Source organism: Celeribacter sp. SCSIO 80788 (assembly GCF_051054295.1).
Lineage (GTDB): Bacteria > Pseudomonadota > Alphaproteobacteria > Rhodobacterales > Rhodobacteraceae > Celeribacter.
The window spans coordinates 3705448-3722241 of the sequence record NZ_CP150482.1; the positions used below are offsets into that span (position 1 = coordinate 3705448).

A 16794-nucleotide genomic window follows, 5' to 3' on the forward strand; every position below is an offset into this window, starting at 1 on the left:
TATGGCGAAGAAAAGCCGCTACATGATCGTGACGCCGATGAAGAACGAGGGGCCTTATATCCTCGATTGGGTGGCGCATCACATGGCGCTGGGGTTCGATCATTTCTTTGTCGTGACCAACGATTGCGACGATGGCACCGACCGCATTCTCGACCGTCTGGCCGAGATGGGCCATGTCACCCATGTGCCCAACCCGCGGATGCTCAAACGCAGTCAGGGCGCCTGGCATGTCATGACGCTGCGCTATGCCGCGCTGTTCAACATCTACCGCGATGCCGACTGGATCATGTTTTCCGACGTGGACGAATATCTCCAGATCAACACACGGACAAAGACCCTCGACGGGTTTCTCGAACGGGTCGGCAAGACGGATGTGATTTCCTTCACCTCGGTCCCCTATAACAGCAACGGCCACAAGACCTTTGTCGACGCGCCGCTGGTCGGGCAGTTCACTCAGCGCAACAAGGGCTATGAGGCGGCGCGCGTGGACGGAAAGCTGGTGTCGAACGCGGTGAAAACGATGTTTCGCAACGAAGTCCCGTTCTCGCGGCGGCGCAATCACCGGCCCCTGTTGGCGAACTTTTCTGAGACCGGGTTTGTCTGGCGGGACGGTTCCGGCCATGTGCTCGATGCGGAGTATACCGATGGCGGGGCCAAGGCGATTGACGCGGTGAGCACCGTGGAGTTCGCGCAGCTGAACCACTACGCGATCCGCAGCATGGAGGCGTTTTTGGTCAAGGTGGATCGCGGCGATGCGGTGCTGACCGAGCGGCTGGGGGCCTCCGTGAACTATTGGAAGGGGTATAACACCCCCGGCGATGAGGATCTGCGCTATGCCACGCCGTCGCCTGCGGCCCGCAAGATCCGCGCAGGGTTTGCCCGCGATCCGGAACTGGCGGAATGGCATGAGTTCGCCGTGGCGACGCATAAGGCCAAAGTGGCGCAGATCCTTGAGACCGAAGAGGGGCGGGGGCTTGCCGAGCGGATCGGCTATTTTTCGTAACAGGCTCGGGGTTCAGAGGCTCTCGCGGTCGACGATGCGCACCCCGTCCGCAATCGTGTCGGCGGGATGCGGGATCACCTGATCGCCTTCGCTCAGCCCAGACAGGAGCTCGACCATGCGATCCGACTGGTGGCCGATCTCGATCGGTTGCAAACGGGCTATGCCGCCCGCGTTGACGAACACTGCCCAGCCATCGCCGTTGCGGAAAATCGCGGAGACCGGGATCATCACCACGTCATCGGCCTCCCATTCGACCACTTTGAGAAACACGGAATATTGGTGTCCGAGGCCGGGGCGCTTGTCGGCCGGGGTGACGAGATCGAAAACGGCGGAGACGCGTTGTTCTTCGATGCCGAGAGAGGAAGTATGGGTTTCGGCCTTGGGCGCGAGGCTTTTGAGCCGGGCTTCGAGTGCGGGCGTGCCGCCCCAGCGCTCGACCATGGCGCGGGCGCCGATTTCGAGGCCGACCGCATCGGAGGAGAGTAGATCCGCCTCGATTTCGAGATCGGTCACATCGCCCAAGGACAATAGAGATGACCCGACCGCGACGGCGTGTTCGGAGACTTGGGTGATGGAAAGAACCTTGCCGGAGATGGGGGCCGTGAGCGCGATGCAACAGGTCTCGGCCGTGCTTTCCGCGGCTCCGGGTTCAATAAGGGCCGCCTTGGCGCGGGCCAGTGAGGACTGGGCCATTTGTACGTTCGACACGGCGGCGTCGCGCGCGGCATTGCGGACGGAGAGAAGCTGTTGTGCGTCCTCCAGTGTGGTCACGGAGGAGACGCCACGGGTGACAAGCGCTTTGGTGCGTTCGAACTGGCTTTGGGCATAGGACAGCTCTTCTTCGGATTGCCGCAACTGAGCCTGAGCGAGATCCGCGGCGGCTTCGGCTTCGCGGACGGCGGCCTCAAGCTGAACCCGGCTCCGGGCGTCGATCAGGGACGGGCTGAGAGGTTCGACGCGGGCAACCGTATCGCCCGCCACCACCGCATCGCCCTCCTCGACCGGCGAACGCAAGGCCGTGCCCGCGATGGGGGAGGAGACTTCGTAGAGATTGCGGATGCGCGTTTTGCCGTCGGCGTTGATCGTCACCTCCATATGCCCGCGTGTGACCTCGGTGAGGTCCACGGCCACCGGATGCGGACGGAAGGCAATGAACAGGAGGGCGGCGACAAGCGTCAGGACGATCAGGCTCAAAAGCGATTTGCGGGATTTCGAAGTCATCAGGTCACTCCCGGGTTTTCATCACGGAGACAAGGTCGAGCCGGTCCACGCGTTGCCGCACCACCATGACGGAGGTGAGCGCCGTCGCCAAGACCACAAGCGAGGCGGTGGCATAGGCGGCGGGCGGCAGGACCATCGGAATATTGTAGAGATCGGAGGTGAAACTCGCGGCCATCAGATGCCCGAGCCCGTAGCCGATCAGCCAGCCCAGAGGCTGGGCAAGAGCCGCGATCAGCATGATTTCCCCGACCAGAACATAGGAGACTTCCCAGTTCGAGAAACCGAGGATGCGCAGCGAGGCCAGTTCGCGGGCGCGCTCTGACAGTTGGATGCGGGCGCTGTTGTAGGTCAGTCCGACGGTGATCAACACGGCGACGATCACGAAAAGCCCGTTCATGATCGAGATATTCTCATCCACGGTGGCCGCGAAAGATGCTTTCATATCGGTCACCCGCACCGCGCCCGAGATCATCGGTGTGTCCTTGATCGCGGCGTTGAAGGCTTCGTCCTGGGTCGGGTCGAGCGTGACGTTTGCGACCGAGATTTGCGGGATGCTGCGGGTGAGCCGGGCCATCTCCGCGCGGGTCATATAGGCGCCGAGGCCAAAGAATTGCTCGGTCACGCCCGCAACGCGCAGGCGATAGGTCTCGCGCCGCCCGGTCATGAATTCGACCTCAACGAGATCTCCGGGGCTCAGATACAGAACCTCGGCGACCCGCGTGGTGATCAAAAGCCCGTTGCCCTCGGCTTCGACCACATGGCCGGTCGCGTCGATGGAGCGCGCAAGCGTCGCGCCCGAGCCGCGGGTGACGATGGAAAGCTGTTTCTCCAGAGGACCGTGGCGCAGTTTGACGGCGGTGTAGAGCTCGCCCTCCGCCTCCATCACGCCGGGCAGTTTGCGCACGTCTTCGAGCGCTGAGAGCGGGCGGTCTTTGGAGAACAAGAGGACCGTGTCCTCGCGGTTCGACTGGTTGAAGGCGACATCGGAAATCTCATCCATCGAATAGGAAAAGAACCCGACCGCGATCATGATCGCCACGGCCAGAGACAGGCCAAGCGCCGACATGGCGGCGCGGAGCGGCCAGCGAAAGATCGAGCGCCAGATCATCATGGAGGGCTGGCTGAGACGCGCCGCGGCCAGCATCCGGTCGAAGAGCGAGCGCTTGTAGCGTGGCGGCGCAGGCGGCGACATGGCAACGGCGGGGGGCAGGCGAGCGGCCCCCATGGCGGAGCGCAGCGCGCCGACGGCGGCGGTCAAAAGCGCGAGAAATCCTGAGATCGCATAGGCGTCATAGGAGACGTTGAAGATGAGATAAGGGAATTTGAAATATTGCGCATATTCGGCGGCCATCCAGCGCGCCGACATGCCGCCGGTGATCCAGCCGATGACGATGCCGAGAACGGCGGTCAGCCCGGCCATCAAAACGTAATGCGCGGCGATATGCAGATCGGTATAGCCCAATGCTTTGAGCAATCCGATCTCGGCGCGCTCCAGCGCGATGATCCGCCCGATCACCATATTGACGAGAAAGGCGGAGATGCCAAAGAACACCGGCGGCAGGATGGTCGCCATGTTCTTGAGCTGTTTGATTTCAGTGGCAACGAAGGCGTTGGAGGCCTGATCCGCACGGCCATAGGCCCCGGTGCCGCCATAGGGCGCCAAAAGATCATCGAGCGCGTCGATCACCCGGTCCTCATTGGCATCGCGCGACAGCGAGAGCGTGACGGTATTGAAAGCGCCGGACATATCGAAGGCGGCGGCAAGCATATGCTCGGGCATCCACATCACGCCGAAGCTTGCGTCATCGGGCATGAGCGTGCCGGGACCGATCGCGTAGACGAACTCGGGCGAGAGCGCCGTGCCGGTGATGGTGAGCCTGCGCTTCTGGCCGGACATCAGCGCATCGAACGTGTCGCCCAGGGCAAAGCCATTGGCCTCGGCAAAGGGTTCGGTGACGAGAACCTCGTCGGTCGCTTGCGGATCGGGCAGGCGACCGGAGCGCAGGATCGGCACGTTGAGCACGGGCATCTCGCCATTTTCCGGCAGGCTGAGCGCGAGGCCCGTGGCGGATTTGACCCGGCCGGGAATGTCGAGCATGAGATATTCCTGCACCCGTGCCTCGGCGGTCTGCACGCCCTCAATGGCGGCGATCTCGCTCAGAAGCGGGCGGGGGGCTTTCTCGGTGGAGGCCCAAACATCGGCGAATTCGTTGCGCTCGTAGAAGGCCTCCAGCGTGTCGTCCAAAGCCCGATACATGCCGAAAGCCGTCAAAAGGATCATCACCCCGCAGGCCAAAACCAAAGCGATGGCAAGCGACTGCCCCCAGAGCCGCCGAAAATCGCGCAGGAGTTTCTTGTCGAGCGCGTGCATGGCCTACCACACGATCTCGGAAGGTTTGATCCGGGTGGCGTTGGTGGCGACCGAGGCAATATTGCCGTCCTGAAACCGCACGACGCGATGCGCCATGGCCTGAATGGCGGCGTTGTGGGTGATGACGATGGCGGTGGTGCCGAGGTCTTCGTTGATCTCCCGGATCGCCTCCAAAACCTGAACGCCCGTGGTGCTGTCTAAAGCGCCGGTGGGTTCGTCGCACAGGAGCACTTCGGGGCGTTTGGCGATGGCGCGGGCGATGGCGACGCGCTGTTGTTGGCCGCCCGAAAGCTCGGCGGGGAAGTGGTCGATCCGGTCGCTCATGCCGACGCGGGCCAAGGCCTCCTCGGCGCTCATCGGGTTGGGGGCGATGTCTGTGACCATCTGGACGTTTTCGCGCGCGGTGAGAGACGGCACCAGATTGTAGAACTGAAACACAAAGCCGACATGATCGCGCCGGTAGCGGGTCAAAGCCCGGTCCGACAGCGTGGTCAGATTGCGGCCACGGAACTCCACAAGGCCCGAGGTCGCATGATCGAGCCCGCCCAGAATGTTCAGAAGCGTCGATTTGCCGGAGCCGGACGGCCCCAGCAGAACGGTCAGCTCGGAGGCGTACAGATCGAGATCGACCCCGCCGAGCGCCCGCACCTCCGTGCCGCCGGTGTGATAGGTTTTCACAAGCTTTTCGGTATGAAAGACCGTCTCGGCCATGGCGTTCCCCCCTCATGGCGCCAGACTAACCCCATTTCACCTCATCGCCTTGAGACGGGTCAAGCCCGGCTCAGTAATCGCGCTCGAAGAACACGCCGACCCCGGTGTCGCCGTCCGAGCTTGCCGAACCTTTGATCGTCACGTGGCGCGAGGCGTCGAGGTTGAGGTTGATCACCGACTGGCCGGCATTGTCGATGGTCACATCCGTATAGATCTTGTCGGAAATATATTTGCCGACCTTGAGCGAGGTGTCGCCCTCTTCGGAGGTTTGCAGATCGAGATCGTCCAAGCCGAAACTGTCGCGGATCGAGCCCACAAGCCCGCTGCCGCCGCCGGTGAGGGTCGCCACGGCATCGGCCATCTGTGCGGCCTGGAAGGCCGAGATCTCGCTGATGTCCTTGCCGAACAGAAGCTGGGCGAGGATCTCGTCCTGTGGCAGTTCCGGAGAGGAACTCAGCGTCAGTTCCGGCGAGCTCAGCGGGCCTTCCGTGATCAGTTGCACGGTCATCGTGTCGGTTTCGGTTTCCGCCACAAGCCGCATCGTCGGGTCCAGCTCGCCCTGAAGCGTAACGGAGCCTTCCTCCATGGTGATGCGTTTGCCCAAAAGCGACAGCCGCCCGCGGATCAGAGAAAATTGCCCGACCGGGATGACATCCGCCGTGGTGCCGCGCAGCCGGAGCTGGCCGCCCAGCTCGGCGTCGAGACCGCGCCCGCGGATGAAGATCTGGTTCGGCGCGCGGATCGTGAGATCGAGCCCATAGGCCGCGCTGCTGCCACCGCTTTCACTGACGATCAGCCCCGCCCGGTCGCGGGTGGTGGTGACGGTGGAGGAGGCGCCGACATGGGTCATCTCGGGGATGTCGCCACCGCTGCCAAGGGCCGAGGGCGAGACCGTCACATCGGTCTGCCCGAGCGTGAGCGTGCCCGCAATCGTGCCACCGCCTGCAAGCCCGCCGTCAAAGCTCAGATCGCCGTCGATCGTGGTGCTGTAAAGCTGCGGATCGGTGAGACCCAGCGCGTTGAGACCGATGTCGAGATTGGCGGGCAGAGCGCCGGTCAGACCGATTTGACCGCTGGTCGTCAGGCCGCCGCCGGTGTCGGCGCTGGCGGCGAAGTCGAGCTTTGCCTGTTCGCCATTGAGGGTGACGACACCGCGATCGACGGTGAGGGCCAACCCGGCCGAGGAAATCACCACCCGTGCACCGGAATTGATCTGGACCTGACCGCTGACCGAAGACAGCGCCAGAGGCCCGTTCACTGCAAGATCGAAACTTGTCATGCCCTGAGTGAGCGCGGCGCTGGTCAGCTTGTTCGACAGGCCAAGCGGTGCCGAGCCGGTGAGCGCGAGGGCTGCGGTGGCGAAATCCTGCGCCAGCGTGCCGGAGAGCGCGGCGGTCGATCCGCCCGGCCCGGTCATGTCGGCCTCTGCGGTCCAGGGCGTTTCGGCACCGGTGTGAGACATTTGTGCGTCAAGGCTCAGCGGGCCGCTCAGGGCAACGCCCAGCCGCGCCACATCGTCGAGCCGCGCGGTGAGTGACAGCGCGCCGCTCTCCGTGGTCAATTGCCCTTCGGCTGCCACGTCAAGGGCCCGGGTTTTCAAACTCGTCGGGCGCAGCGTCAAACCGGTTTCGTCGCGTTTCACCCCAACGCTCAGTGTGCTCTCGCCGCCGGTGAGCGCATCGAGCTGCTCGATGCCGAATGCGAGATCGGTGCCGGTTGCCGCCATGTCGATGTCGAACGTGCCGTTCAGGGGGGAAAGACTACCTTTCGCCGTGGCGCTCAGCGCGCCGGACAGGTTCTGTCCCGACAGGGCCGCAAAGCGCGCAAGCCGCGGTGTGTCGAGGCTCATGCGTCCGGTGAATTCGAACCCGGCATCGAGCCCGTCGATGCTGCCCGATGCGGTGGCGCGGGTGGCGTCGGTGCGGGCTTCTAGGCTTTCGATCACAAAGGGCTCGCCTTCGCGCCAGAACACCTGACCGGTGAGCGCGGGGGCGGTGCCGACGGCTTCTTGCAAGGCGGGGTCGTCGGAGGCAAACCCCTGAACCGTCAGGCCGAACCGGGCTTTGATCGCGCCCAGAACCGTACCTGCATCATCGCGATTTTGGGTGATCGTGCCCTGTGCGCCCAAACGTGCCGACCCGATGTCGAGCCCGTCCTGCGCATAGCCCGCCATATCGACCGAGGCCGACCAGCTCTGGCCGCGTGTGACGTCATAATTGGCGAGAATTTCGGCATGTTCGACCATGGAGCGCGCCGATCCGAAGGGCAAAAGCACGGGGCGGTCATCGGGGCTCTCAAGCGTGCCGGAGAGCGAGAAGGCGGAGGGCCAGCCATCGGCGGCGATGGTGGTGGCGCCCACGAGCGACAGGGTCCGGGTCGAGAGCGCGAAGCGTTCGAGGTCGAAACCGCCCTCGGGATAGGAGACGCCCTGCGCGGTGAGCGTCGAGGACGGACCGAAGAACCGGGCGTATTCGGCGCTAAAGAGCGGGGTCAGATCGCCCGAGAGATCGGCTGAAAACCGGCGCGGCGCGGGGGCGTCGGGTGCCTCCTCATCGGGTTCGGCGGTGAGCGCCACACGACCCGTGAGCCGCTCTTCGCCCTGTGTCGCAAGCGTGATGTCGGTGGCAAAGCCGTCGAGCGGGCCGGAGCCTTTGGCGGTGAGCGCCAGAGAGGGGGAGCCGGGGAGGTTCGCAAGCGTTGAGACGATACCACCGGGTCCTTCGGCGAGCGAAAGATCTAGCGACAGCTCTTCGGAGGTGTTGTCGAAGGCGGCGGTGAGGGAGAATGCGCCCTCCGTGCCGTCGATGCGGGTGATCTCAAGCGTCGTGTCGCCGGAGCCGTCTTTGAGTTTCGCCGAACCGGTGAGGCTGATTTCCACTGCTTCACCGAGCTTGAGCACCGGTGCACCGAGACGCACGCGCTCCGCCTCGATGGCACCGATGTCGATGGACACCGGCAAATCGGGCAGGGAAAACGGTTTGGCCTCCGGGTCGGGCAGATCGACGCCAGTATCCTCGCCCGCGACGGGCAGACGATCGAAGACAATCTCGCCAGCGGCGATCCGTGTCACTTCGAGCCGCCCGGCCAGAAGCGCCTTACGGCTCCAGTTCAGCTCGGCATCGCGCAGCGTGAACCAGACGCCGTCGGCGTCGGCGATGGTCAGCTCGTCCATTGTGGCGGTGGAGGACAACAGGCCATTGAAGCCTTCGATGCGGATGTCGCGCCCGGCACCCGACAGGTTGTCTTCGAGAAAGCCGACGATCATGGAACGGTCGCGCGCGGTCTCGGCGGTGTTGTCCGCTTCGTTCACACTGTCCTGCGCGGCAAGTGTGAGCGGCAGGGTCGCGGCGAGGGTGATGGGGAGAAGCTTTTTCAAAATGCCTGTCCGATCCCGATGTAGATTTGCATGCCGTCACCGGTGTCGCCGGAGACCGGCCCCGCGAGGTCGAAGCGGATCGGGCCGAAACTCGTGTTGTAGCGCACTCCAAGCCCCGCGCCCGCATGCCATTCGGCATTGTCGCCGGGCAGGGACCCTGTACCAATGCCGCCGAGATCGTAGAAGCCCACGACAGAAATATTGCCTTTGATCTTGGTGCGCAGCTCGCCGGAGAATCCGAAGAAACTCGACCCGCCGGTCGTATCGCCGCCACCGAGATCGACGCCGAGGGATTGATAGGGCTGGCCCCGCACCGTGCCGCCGCCACCGGAGAAGAACAGCATGTCGGGCGGCACTTCGGTGTAATCGGCCCAGAGAATGGAGCCGAGTTGCAACCGCCCCGCCAAGGTGAAACGGTCGTCGTCGCCAAAGGCGCGATAGGCGCGCCCGTCGGCGAAAAGCCGTGTGCCGGAGGCGGACCCGTTCACGCCGATGAAAGGTTCGATTTCGGCCTCGAAATAGGTGCCGGAGGTCGGGTTGAGGGAATTGTCGCGGGTATCGCGGCTGCCGTCGATGGGCAGGATGACATGCGAGAAACTGCGCGAGCCGAGATCGTCCTCGACCTCGGAATAGCGATAGCCGATCCCGGCGGAAAAGGTCGAATTGGGCGAGGTCTCGACCTCGAAGCCCAAGGTGACTTCGCCGCTGTCGGAGAGATATTCCGGCTCGTCGAGATGCTCGAGCGTGGCGCCCAGAACCAGCGTCGTCTTGCGTGTCACGGTGGCCGGGCGGCGGTAGCTGGCCGACAGCGTCACGTCCACGCCGGTGGTGCTGCCAAGCCCCGCCACTTCGCCTTCGAAGCGCAGACGGTCGGCATTGTCGGTGAGGTTGCGATGCATCCAATAGGCGCTGAGTGTGCCGCCTTCGAGCGAGGACAGTTCTGCACCGAACCCGAGGCGACGGGTCTTTTCATCGACCAGCGTGGCGGTGATGTCGAGACTGTTGTCGGGGTTCAGCGTGTCGGCTTCGCGCAGGGTGATGGAGCGGAAGGTGCCGGTTTTTTGCAGCCGCTTGGTGACAAGAGCGAGCTTTTCCGGGCTGTAATCGCTGCCGGTCGGCAGATTGGCGATGCGCCGCAGCCGGTCGTCGCGCACGGTGGTCTTGCCAGCGAAATGCAGATCGCCAAAGGTCACGGCGGGGCCGGGGTCGATGGTCAACTCGGCATCGAGCGTCTCGTCGCGGTGATCGGCGACGATGGACTGGTCGGCGAGTTCCGCCTTGGCGTGCGAGGCGGCGCGCCAGCTTTCGATGGCGGCATCGGAGGCGTCGGCGATGAGATTGGAATGGGCCACCTCGCCGCTCACGAACCCCTCCGGCAATTCGGTGCCGGGGGCGAGCGGCGCGACGCGCGCGGTGCCGAAGACGAACTGCGGTCCCGGAGTGACGGTGATAACCACGTTCTGAATGGAAGAAGGCAGGGAAATCAGCGACATGGAGGCGCCTTCCTGACCGTCCACGCGGATCGAAATGCTCGGGCCGTAATAGCCTTCGCGATAGAGTGCGCCGATCAGGTTGCGATAATCGCTCTGGACGGCGGCGATGATCTCCTCGGGTGCGGTGACATCGGTGTCGGCGGCCTCTAGCACCGCAGAGGCGGCTTTGATCTGGGCCTTGAGATCGTCGCCCGCAGTGGTCTCCAGACGTGCGTCAAAGGCCTGCGCGGTGGTGGCGCAAAGCAGCAAAATGGCGGATAGAGCAGTTGATCTTGTCGCGTTCGGCACGGTCGACTTTCCCTCGGACGGTCCCCCCCGTCGCTGCGACTATGCGGATTTTGCGCGCCGGAGGAAAGGGGCCCAGCGCGGATTTTCTCCCCGTTCTTTCACATGGGTCCGATAAGCGGCAGTTTGTCGCTTGCCCCGATAGGGTCCGGGTCTTAGGGTCCGCGAAAAATGGAGGGCGAGATGGCCGAATGTGAGATTTGTGGGGCGTCAGGGCCTCTGACCGAAGTGGCGGTGAGTCCGCGGACGGATGTGGTTGCGCTTTGTGAGACCTGTGCGGCGGGGCTCAAGGGGGAGCCGGTGCCTGAGGGGCATTGGCAGGCGTTGAGCACGTCGATGTGGTCTGAGCGCGATGCGGTCAAGGTGATCTCCTGGCGTCTTTTGAACCGTTTCCGCGACGAAGCCTGGGCGGCGGATGCGCTCGAGATGCTCTATCTCGAGCCTGAGGTCGAGGAGTGGGCCAAGGCCGCCGGTCCCGAAGTGATCCATCGCGACAGTGTCGGCGCGGTGCTGTCCTCGGGCGATACGGTGGTTCTGATCAAGGATCTGCCGGTCAAGGGCGGCGGGTTTACCGCCAAACGCGGCACGGCGGTGCGGGGGATTTCCCTGGTGCCGGACAACGCGGGCCATATCGAAGGCCGCGTCGAAGGTCAGCGGATCGTGATCCTGACTGAGTTCGTCAAAAAGCGCTGAGCGCTCAAAACACTTAAATTGACAGATTCGAAAAGGCGGCGTATCGGGCGCATGATGCACATCAGATGCAGCGTGCCGCCCGTCGCGTGGCCGGTCGACATTTTCGACACGGCAAATGAGCGGGCCCTTTTGAAAGATCCGGATCATGGCGGGGAGCGTGTTTTCCTCGGGGGACCTGACGGCCGACCGTCGGGCGTCCTTTGCCGAAACCCTTGCGCATCTGGGCGATCTCGCCGGGGCGATCGAAACCCTGTCCGGAGCGCTCGAATTGGCGCCGGGCTGGGCGGCAGGGTGGTTTCGTCTGGGCGAATTCATGGAGCTTGCGGGCGAGGCCGAGGGAGCCTGTCAGGCTTGGGACAAGGCGGTTCATGCCGATCCGCGCGATCCTTTGGGCGCAGGGCTGAAACGCGATCTGGCGCGGCGGGTGCCGGTGGCAGAGGCTATGCCGCCCGCTTTCGTCGAGCTGCTGTTCGATCAATACGCGCCACGATTCGAGCGTTCACTGGTGGAGAAGCTCGGCTATCGTGGACCGGAAATTCTCATGGATGCTCTGAGGCTTACGGGGCGGACGCAATTCGGTTCCGTGCTCGATCTCGGCTGTGGCACCGGGCTTATGGGGACGGTTCTGCGCCCGGTCTCGGCGAGGCTCGAGGGGTATGATATTTCCGACGGCATGTTGGTCGAGGCGGACCGCAAGGGCATCTATGATGTGCTGGACAAGCGTGACATCGCCCGGCTCGATGTGACCGAGCGGCGCTATGATCTGATCGTCGCGGCGGATGTGTTCATCTATCTCGGTGCGCTGGAACGGGTGATCGGCTGGTGCGCCGGATCGCTGGCCGAGGGCGGCGTTCTGGCCTTTACCGTCGAGCTGGGCGATGCGCCGGTCCAACTGCGCGAGAGCCGTCGATTTGCCCATTCTCAGGCCTATGTCGAGGGGCTTTTGGCGGAGGCGGGGTTTGGCTCCATGCGCCTGATGCCCTGCGTGATCCGGGAGGATCGTGGTGTGGCGATCGACGGGCTGGCGGTGGTGGCGGGCAGTCTGAGCCTGCGCCATGACCGGGAGGGCGATGGCGATCTGATGGCGTTCGCCTGAGGTTAGTTGGCCGGGATGAAGGTGTAAAAGGTGAGCCCCGCGCCGATCTCGCGGGTGATGATGTAATCGCCGCTCAGACGGTACTGGATGATCCCGGTGCCGCCATGGGTCGGGTCCTGCCGCTCTGCGGTATTTTCGAAGGTCACGACAACCCGGCCAAGACAGGACTCATCCGTCGCAGGGTCCGGGCCGTTCTCGTTGAAATAGGCCATAACCCGTTCTTCGCATTGGGTTTTGTCGGTGATCGATAAGGGCGTGTTGTAAATCTCGCCGGAGAGGAAACCGGGGTCTGCGCCGGGGTAATTCACCTCTGTGAACATCTGCTGCACGGCGGTCGATTGGCTCGCGTCGAGCGTCAGATCGAGCGTCACGGGACGGTCGATCCGGGTGTCGATCTTGGCGAGGATTTCGGCGTTGGAATAGCCGGTCAGCGACAGCGTGCCTTCGAGGCTCTCCGCCCAAACCGGGCTGGCAAGACAGGCGAGCGAGAGGAGTAGGGGCAGGCGCATGGCGGTCTCCGGTGGGGTCCGAACAGTGTAACGGCTTTGCGTGAGCTGTCCACTTTCCTGTTCTTCGCGCATGAAAAAGGCCCGGGCGCGCGTAGCGTCCGGGCCGATTTGTCCTGCGTTTGCCTGAACTTAGGCGAGAACGAGGTTCACCGCAGATTCGCGGCCGTCACGACCGGCTTCGATGTCGAAGGTGACCTTCGCGCCATCGGCCAGGCCGGTGAGGCCAGAACGCTCAACGGCAGAGATGTGCACGAACACGTCTTTGTTGCCGCCTTCCGGTTGAATGAAGCCGAAGCCTTTGGTGGAATTGAACCATTTCACGGTGCCAGTGGCCATCGTGTGTACTCCTGTGTGTTTGCCCCTCACGACATTGTAGGGACCCGGCGTCGTCGTAATCGTTCGATGACTGTGGCCGATGAAGGAGAACAGAAGGGTCGAAAGAGGTAACTTAGCGAGGCCCTTATGACAGGTTTTCAGGGAGTTGAATAGGGGGATTCTCCGGTGTCGGCAAAGCGTCGGTTTTGTGTCGGACTTCTGTCGGACCCCGCGCGCGGTGGGATCAGGCGCGGTTAACCGGCCTCTGTCAGGGTGAGCGCATCGTTTTTGAGGAGAGTGCCATGAGAGAGAGTATCATGAGACGCCCGACCAAAACCCAACGCCTCGCGCAGGAGCGGCTGCAACGCCACGCGGAGGCGCTGGGCCGGTTGGACAGTTTCGATTGGGACGTGGCGCAGATCGTGCCGGAGGCCTGGGCGACGCTGGAACAGGATCTGGATGTCACCGAGAAGAAGATGAAGGTGACCTTGCGACTGGATGAGAGTGTCGCGAAGTTTTTCCGGGCGCAGGGGGCGGGGTATCAGGCGCGGATCAACCATGTGCTGGGGACCTATGCGCAGATGAAGATCGCGGAGGTGGCGGTGACGGAGCGCAAGGTGGCGGCTCTGGTGCGGGCACGGAAGGCGGGGTTGAGCGAGGAGGAGCAGATGAGGGCTTGGCGGGAGGCGGAGTGAGGGGGCGGCTGTTTCGCCGCCCGCCGGTTATGCGCAAAGTGCAATGACCTGCAAGAAGAGGGTCAGTGTTCCGATGAGCGTGGAATACTTAATTTGCCCTTCAACCTTTATCTTGATTTTCATTTCTGGACCTTTCGGCGTTCGAAACTTTCTGTTTCGCGGTAGTGCCATGAGCAGTCCGCAGGCGAAAACTCAGTGCCGAATGAGCAGGAGTTCCCCGAAATTATATCATGTTTGCTGGGAGTGTTGTGGCTCGCGAAGAGACCATTCAAAGATGCCTTGGCATCTTTGACGCGCCAGACCCGCCCCCACGGGGCTGCGCGTTTCACGCGAGCCCCTCGGGTCAGGCGCGGGGGCCTGTCTAAAAGTCGGCAAACTCTTCAGGGACGAGGGCTTTTACGGCAGTAAGTTCTTCAACAGTGAGATAGTCGAAGCATCCGAGGCGCAAAAAGACCGGGACTGGATTCGCATAATACTTAAAGGCGTATGGTATCAGAACCCTACTGGTATTTTTGTCCACGAACGCTCGCAGCGATTGGAGATGCATCGTAGCGCTGTGACCGAGAATTAACTGCGACTGCAAATACTCTTGTCCTACGAAAAACAAGTTCGCGAGCGACGCGGCTCTGTCCAGATACGTCGCCTTCAGAAGGTCGTCAATATTGTGCCCGTCACGCAGTCTTCTGGATGTATTGTGTGCGGCATTGCCGAGAAACGTAGCCGATCCGTCTGCATTTATTCTCTGTGAAATTTGGTTCCGCTCTTCGGAAATTAATGACAACAGGGCAAAAAATGACTGTTCGAAGGCTTGGCGATCTAAGGCTTCTTTTTGCGCAGTGTTCAAGTCTTCCTGTCCGCTAAGTATTTGGCGAGTGTCGTCGCGCTCTTCTTTGACGAGATTCAGTTCATTGCGTTGTAGGATGATCGCATAAATTAGCATCAATAGCGCGCCGCCGGAGAAAAAGGCATTGGCCGCCCCGAAAGTGTCGCCAAATGTGCCTCCGGTCGCATTGCTTTTTAGTGCGTAGATGAAATTCACCACATACGCGACCAAGACTAGAACGGCGAACATATATAAAGCTACTTCAAGTTTTCTGGTTTGTTTCTGCAAAATGAGGCCTCAAAAAACAAAAGCCCCGCCAACACGCGGGGATTTCGATATTCAACATCATTGAAGACACTACGGCAAGCGCGCCGCCCATGTCCCACGGGGCGCGAACAGCGTGACAAAATTGCGAGCAATTTTGCACGGTCTGCCTCGCGCGCATGACAAAAGCGCCCGAAGGCGCTTTTGTATGTGGTTTCACCTAAAAGATTGAAGGAAGTTTCCCAGATTTTATCTGGAAAACTTCTTATACTTCAATCGCTTCGGCTCCAAGGCATCCGGCCCCAGCCGCCGCTTCTTATCTTCCTCATAATCCTCGAAGTTGCCTTCGAACCATTCCACATGGGCGTCGCCTTCAAACGCCAGAATGTGGGTACAGATCCGGTCGAGGAAGAAACGGTCGTGGGAGATGACCACGGCGCAGCCTGCGAATTCCGTCAGCGCGTCTTCCAAAGCACGCAGGGTTTCGACGTCCAGGTCGTTGGTCGGTTCGTCGAGGAGGAGCACGTTGCCGCCGGATTTCAACAGGCGCGCCATGTGGACGCGGTTGCGTTCGCCGCCGGAGAGGACGCCGACTTTCTTTTGCTGATCGCCGCCTTTGAAGTTGAAGGCGGAGCAATAGGCGCGGCCGTTCATTTCGGCGTCGCCAAGTGCGATGATCTGTTGGCCGTCGGAGATGGCTTCGAACACGGTTTCGTTCGGGTCGAGATCGTCGCGGGACTGGTCGACGTAGCTGAGTTTCACCGTGTCGCCATATTCGACGGTGCCGGCGTCGGGGTCCAGCTGGCCGGTGAGCATGCGGAAGAGGGTCGATTTACCGGCGCCGTTCGGGCCGATGACGCCGACGATGCCGCCGGGCGGGAGGGAGAAGTCGAGGCCCTCGATCAACTGCTTGTCGCCCATGTGTTTCGACAGGCCATGCACTTCGATGACCTTGGAGCCGAGGCGCGGGCCGTTGGGGATGACGATCTGGGCGCGGGTGATCTTGTCGCGCTCGGATTGCGAGGCGAGGTCGTTGTAGCGGTCGATCCGGGCCTTTTGCTTGGCCTGACGGGCTTTGGCACCCTGACGCATCCACTCAAGTTCGCGCTCAAGGGTTTTCTGACGGGTCTTGTCTTCCTTGGCTTCCTGTTCGAGACGCTTGGCTTTCTGTTCGAGCCATGCGGAATAGTTGCCCTCGTAGGGGATGCCGCGACCCCGGTCCAACTCGAGAATCCAGCCGGTGATGTCATCGAGGAAGTAACGGTCGTGGGTGACGATCAGGATCGTGCCTTTGTACTCGATGAGGTGCTGTTGCAGCCAGGCGATGGTCTCGGCGTCGAGGTGGTTGGTCGGTTCGTCGAGAAGCAGCATGTCGGGGGCTTCGAGCAAGAGCTTGCAGAGCGCGACACGGCGTTTCTCGCCGCCCGAAAGCGTGGTGACATCGGCGTCATCGGGGGGGCAGCGCAGCGCTTCCATGGAGACGTCGATCTGGCTGTCGAGATCCCAGAGGTTCTGGGCGTCTATCTCGTCTTGCAGCTTGGCCATCTCGTCGGCGGTCTCGTCGGAGTAGTTCATGGCGAGCTCGTTGTACCGATCGAGGATCGCCTTTTTGGCGGCCACGCCCAGCATGACGTTGCCGCGCACGTCGAGGGACGGGTCGAGCTCGGGTTCCTGCGGCAGGTAGCCGACTTTGGCACCTTCTGCGGCCCATGCTTCGCCCTGGAAGTCCTTGTCCATGCCCGCCATGATGCGCATGAGGGTCGATTTACCGGTGCCGTTGACACCGACGACACCGATTTTGACGCCCGGGAGGAAGGAGAGGCGGATGTTCTCGAACACCTTCTTGCCGCCGGGGTAGGTCTTGGACACGCCGTCCATGTGGTAGACGTATTGATAGGCTGCCATGTCGGGCTCCTTTGGGGGGAATGGTTTGGGCGGT

The 16794-nt window shown here is 62.4% G+C and carries 13 protein-coding genes; 4 read left to right on the forward strand and 9 right to left on the reverse strand.

The window, feature by feature from the left end:
* Position 1: 1 nt before the first annotated feature.
* The gene (locus tag V1471_RS18520) at positions 2–1003 is read left to right on the forward strand and encodes a glycosyltransferase family 2 protein (protein WP_434290739.1); all 1002 of its coding nucleotides are present in this window, start codon (positions 2–4) and stop codon (positions 1001–1003) included.
* Positions 1004–1015: 12 nt separating this feature from the next.
* Here the strand turns inward: V1471_RS18520 and V1471_RS18525 are convergent, their stop codons facing one another.
* The 5 genes from V1471_RS18525 to V1471_RS18545 all read right to left on the reverse strand — a co-directional run bounded on the left by V1471_RS18525 (position 1016) and on the right by V1471_RS18545 (position 10463).
* Entirely contained in the window at positions 1016–2224 is a 1209-nt protein-coding gene (locus V1471_RS18525) for an efflux RND transporter periplasmic adaptor subunit (protein ID WP_434290741.1), read from the reverse strand.
* 4 nt (positions 2225–2228) lie between these two features.
* Positions 2229–4595, reverse strand: coding sequence for an ABC transporter permease (locus V1471_RS18530; protein ID WP_434290742.1), 2367 nt, complete (start codon positions 4593–4595; stop codon positions 2229–2231).
* 3 nt (positions 4596–4598) lie between these two features.
* The gene (locus tag V1471_RS18535; RefSeq protein WP_434290744.1) at positions 4599–5306 is read right to left on the reverse strand and encodes an ABC transporter ATP-binding protein; all 708 of its coding nucleotides are present in this window, start codon (positions 5304–5306) and stop codon (positions 4599–4601) included.
* A gap of 70 nt (positions 5307–5376) precedes the next feature.
* Entirely contained in the window at positions 5377–8682 is a 3306-nt protein-coding gene (locus V1471_RS18540; protein WP_434290746.1) for a translocation/assembly module TamB domain-containing protein, read from the reverse strand.
* Positions 8679–10463: an autotransporter assembly complex protein TamA gene (locus V1471_RS18545; RefSeq protein ID WP_434290747.1), complete on the reverse strand. Its 1785-nt coding sequence runs from the start codon at positions 10461–10463 to the stop codon at positions 8679–8681. Before V1471_RS18545 ends, V1471_RS18540 begins: the two co-directional genes overlap by 4 nt.
* 180 nt (positions 10464–10643) lie before the next feature.
* Here V1471_RS18545 and V1471_RS18550 point away from each other — a divergent pair, with 180 nt between their 5' ends.
* Positions 10644–11153, forward strand: coding sequence for a PhnA domain-containing protein (locus V1471_RS18550; protein WP_434290749.1), 510 nt, complete (start codon positions 10644–10646; stop codon positions 11151–11153).
* Positions 11154–11298: 145 nt separating this feature from the next.
* Complete coding sequence (locus V1471_RS18555; RefSeq protein ID WP_434290751.1) at positions 11299–12249, forward strand: methyltransferase domain-containing protein; 951 nt, start codon at positions 11299–11301, stop codon at positions 12247–12249.
* Between the two features lie 2 nt (positions 12250–12251).
* On the opposite strand, the gene V1471_RS18560 is transcribed toward V1471_RS18555, so the two are convergent.
* Entirely contained in the window at positions 12252–12758 is a 507-nt protein-coding gene (locus V1471_RS18560) for a hypothetical protein (protein WP_434290753.1), read from the reverse strand.
* A 129-nt stretch (positions 12759–12887) separates the two neighbouring features.
* Positions 12888–13094 (reverse strand): cold-shock protein, encoded by a 207-nt coding sequence (locus V1471_RS18565; RefSeq protein WP_434290755.1) that lies wholly within the window; start codon positions 13092–13094, stop codon positions 12888–12890.
* Positions 13095–13390: 296 nt separating this feature from the next.
* Between V1471_RS18565 and V1471_RS18570 the strand changes: the two genes are divergently transcribed.
* On the forward strand, positions 13391–13768 hold the full coding sequence (locus V1471_RS18570; RefSeq protein ID WP_434290756.1) for a BrnA antitoxin family protein: 378 nt from the start codon (positions 13391–13393) through the stop codon (positions 13766–13768).
* A 361-nt stretch (positions 13769–14129) separates the two neighbouring features.
* On the opposite strand, the gene V1471_RS18575 is transcribed toward V1471_RS18570, so the two are convergent.
* Together V1471_RS18575 and ettA are read right to left on the reverse strand one after the other, a co-directional pair.
* Positions 14130–14879 (reverse strand): hypothetical protein, encoded by a 750-nt coding sequence (locus tag V1471_RS18575; protein ID WP_434290758.1) that lies wholly within the window; start codon positions 14877–14879, stop codon positions 14130–14132.
* Between the two features lie 225 nt (positions 14880–15104).
* Positions 15105–16760, reverse strand: coding sequence for an energy-dependent translational throttle protein EttA (gene ettA, locus V1471_RS18580; protein WP_434290760.1), 1656 nt, complete (start codon positions 16758–16760; stop codon positions 15105–15107).
* Positions 16761–16794: the final 34 nt, after the last annotated feature.

Bases quoted from the DNA above. Each gene is read 5' to 3' on its own strand.
- V1471_RS18520 (WP_434290739.1), top strand. From the start codon at position 2: ATGGCGAAGAAAAGCCGCTACATGATCGTGACGCCGATGAAGAACGAG.
- V1471_RS18525 (WP_434290741.1), bottom strand. From the start codon at position 2,224: ATGACTTCGAAATCCCGCAAATCGCTTTTGAGCCTGATCGTCCTGACG.
- V1471_RS18530 (WP_434290742.1), bottom strand. From the start codon at position 4,595: ATGCACGCGCTCGACAAGAAACTCCTGCGCGATTTTCGGCGGCTCTGG.
- V1471_RS18535 (WP_434290744.1), bottom strand. From the start codon at position 5,306: ATGGCCGAGACGGTCTTTCATACCGAAAAGCTTGTGAAAACCTATCAC.
- V1471_RS18550 (WP_434290749.1), top strand. From the start codon at position 10,644: ATGGCCGAATGTGAGATTTGTGGGGCGTCAGGGCCTCTGACCGAAGTG.
- V1471_RS18555 (WP_434290751.1), top strand. From the start codon at position 11,299: ATGGCGGGGAGCGTGTTTTCCTCGGGGGACCTGACGGCCGACCGTCGG.
- V1471_RS18560 (WP_434290753.1), bottom strand. From the start codon at position 12,758: ATGCGCCTGCCCCTACTCCTCTCGCTCGCCTGTCTTGCCAGCCCGGTT.
- V1471_RS18565 (WP_434290755.1), bottom strand. From the start codon at position 13,094: ATGGCCACTGGCACCGTGAAATGGTTCAATTCCACCAAAGGCTTCGGC.
- V1471_RS18570 (WP_434290756.1), top strand. From the start codon at position 13,391: ATGAGACGCCCGACCAAAACCCAACGCCTCGCGCAGGAGCGGCTGCAA.
- ettA (WP_434290760.1), bottom strand. From the start codon at position 16,760: ATGGCAGCCTATCAATACGTCTACCACATGGACGGCGTGTCCAAGACC.